The sequence below is a fragment of the Paracoccus zeaxanthinifaciens ATCC 21588 genome, assembly GCF_000420145.1.
GTDB classification, from domain to species: domain Bacteria; phylum Pseudomonadota; class Alphaproteobacteria; order Rhodobacterales; family Rhodobacteraceae; genus Paracoccus; species Paracoccus zeaxanthinifaciens.
Map to the genome: position 1 here is coordinate 1 of NZ_ATUJ01000030.1, position 2581 is coordinate 2581.

Annotated in this window: 2 protein-coding genes; both read left to right on the top strand. The window is 54.7% G+C overall.

Annotated elements, in window-relative coordinates:
• Positions 1 to 152 precede the first annotated feature (152 nt).
• Complete coding sequence (locus tag F804_RS17265; RefSeq protein WP_245540377.1) at positions 153 to 476, top strand: SOS response-associated peptidase family protein; 324 nt, start codon at positions 153 to 155, stop codon at positions 474 to 476.
• A 441-nt stretch (positions 477 to 917) separates the two neighbouring features.
• The gene (locus F804_RS17270) at positions 918 to 2138 is read left to right on the top strand and encodes a Hint domain-containing protein (protein ID WP_022708566.1); all 1221 of its coding nucleotides are present in this window, start codon (positions 918 to 920) and stop codon (positions 2136 to 2138) included.
• The last annotated feature ends 443 nt before the right edge of the window (positions 2139 to 2581 follow it).

The following is a 2581-nucleotide window of genomic DNA, read 5'->3' on the forward strand; positions in this document are numbered from 1 at the left end:
CGTTACGATAGATGCCCAAAGGTCTTCCTCTCCGCCGTCGCTCTCGCTGCCACCGTCATGTTCTGGCTGTGACCATCAATGAGTCTGGAGCCTAACGTCCGCAATCTTTCATCGCCCCACTGGCGCCGCTGGCTAGGGCGCGCGAACCCTGCTTGGTTCCGCTGACAAGCTTTGCCGAACCACGGGGTAAAGGGCAGGGGAACCAATGGTTCGCCGCGGACGACGGCGCCCAGCTATTCTTTGCGGGGATCGAGCTGCGAGGCTGGCGATCGGTTCGAAAGGTGAAGGATGGTGAAACTAAGGACGACCTCTTTGCCTTCCTGACCTGCCCGCCGAATAGAGAGGTCGCGGTGGTCCATCCAAAAGCAATGCCTATGATCCTGAGCACAGAAGCTGAATGGAGTGCGTGGTTAGAGGGGACCCCAACGACTGAACTGCGGCGCCCTTTACCGGATGGCGCATTGAAGAAAATTTAATCAGAGCTTTGAGGCATATTGAGACGATATGGCGCCTCGGAACTGCAGTTGGACTTCACTCCATAAATATTTGATTCTAATAGATTTCTTAAATTTTAGGTAACAGCTTTCGGCCTGTAGGCTGTCAGTGAGGATATACATTGGTTGCACCTTAAGTGGGTGCGTAAATGAGCACCGGCTAAGGGCGGAAGCGTGCGTTGTTATATGATAAATTGTAATACTATGAACAACTTACTCAGCTTTATGAACGTCTAACAGATAGATTTTGCCGTCGCAGTATTTATCTTGATAAGTAAAATTACTTTTCTAATTTTAACCGCAAGAGCATCCTAGATCTTGGCAGAATCGTCGATGTGAAGCGTCTGATTAAGATTATGCGATCCTGGCAGAATGCCATGACCAGCTCAGATGCCTCGTCGCGATAACAGGGAGGGTCTGCGCATGCCGTATTACACTGCCTTACCGGATGGCCTTGTCACGCTGGACGTCAGCGGAGGGATTGTCGTCGACACTAACACGACATATCTTCTCAATGATTTCAGCGACAGCGACGAATTTGACGAGTACGACGTTCCCGGAAACCAGGGAGCCGGCGTTTCGGTGTCCCCCGGTGATCCGATCACGCTTGTCGACGATGATCCGTCGGATGCTGCCACGGATCCAACGCAGAACTCGCCGAGCGGGACATACTACGGGGATGTGACGCTCTCCACCGCAAGTATCGAGTTGCTTGGTATAACGGTAGAGGTGAACCCCATAAGCGGATCGCTGTTCCAAGCGGATGACGGCACTTTCTACATCGTCACCGATGATCCCATTCGTGAAGATGGTGCGGCATCACCGAGGCTCGGATTGACGGTCACCGTCCCGGCGATTCCGCCGTTGCCCGATACGGTTCTGGATATTCCTCTTTCGGAGCTTGCTACCAACCCACTGACGGCCTCGATCGCTGGCTCGGTACAGACCGAGCTCGACACGGTTGTCGTTACGGTGGAGGCGGATGGCACTGGCTCGATCATCGTGGACGATTTCCTGCCCTGCTTCGTGTCGGGAACACTTATCGAGGCGGCAGAGGGATGCCGTCCCGTCGAGGAACTCAGAACCGGGGACATGGTGCTGACCAAGGATCACGGCCTGATGCCGATTCGGTGGGTCGGTTCGCGGAAACTGACGAAAGGGGACCTTGTCCTGCTTCCCCACCTGCGTCCGATCAGAATATCGGCGGGTGCACTTGGACATGGCAAGCCCGAGCGCGATCTCCTTATTTCTCCTCAGCACCGCATCCTTGTGCACTCGAAGATTGCGATCAATATGTTTGCCGCCTCGGAAGTCCTTGTCGCTGCCAAGCAACTGCTTCTCTTGGATGGCATCGACTATGCGGATGAGGTGGCCGAGGTCGAGTATTTCCACATCATCTTCGACGGGCACGAGATCGTCATGTCCAATGGTGCAGAGACGGAAAGTCTCTACACCGGGCCCGAGGCCCTCAAGTCCATGAGTGCATCCGCGCTCCGCGAGATTCTCGAGCTCTTTCCAGAGCTTGCCCATCAGGACCCGGCCTCGCCCCTTCCGGCTGCCCGGAGGTTGTTGTCAGGGCGCGAGGGCCGCAAACTGGCGCATCGACACGCACAGAAGCATCGGCAACTGCTTGAGTTGCACTAGGGCAAGGACCCATAGCCAATAGGCTAGTTGCGAGGGCGATGGCTGACAGGAAGGCCTCCGGGCACCTGAAATAGCTCGTTGCCACTCGCAGCCAGCCTTGGGCAAACAGTCGCGGTCGTTGCCGGACAGCGGAAAGGCATTGGTCAAGTACTCGCGCTGTCAGGTATTACCATGCGAAGCAATCGGAATCGTGGGACACCTTCGGCGTAAAATGTTTAATTTCATTGATTCCTAGTATTGGATGCATGGGACACTTAATTCTTGTAATCGTTCGGTAAATGCCTGATCTCGGCATCCCTTCACCCGCTCCAATATCTTCAATGAAACTATGTTGTTTCAACGGTTGGGCCTAGGCTCCAGACTCATTGATGGTCACAGCCAGAACATGACGGTGGCAGCGAGAGCGACGGCGGAGAGGAAGACCTTTGGGCATCTATCGTAAC

Excerpts from the sequence above, each read along its gene's own strand:
- F804_RS17270 (WP_022708566.1), top strand. The coding sequence starts at position 918 with ATGCCGTATTACACTGCCTTACCGGATGGCCTTGTCACGCTGGACGTC.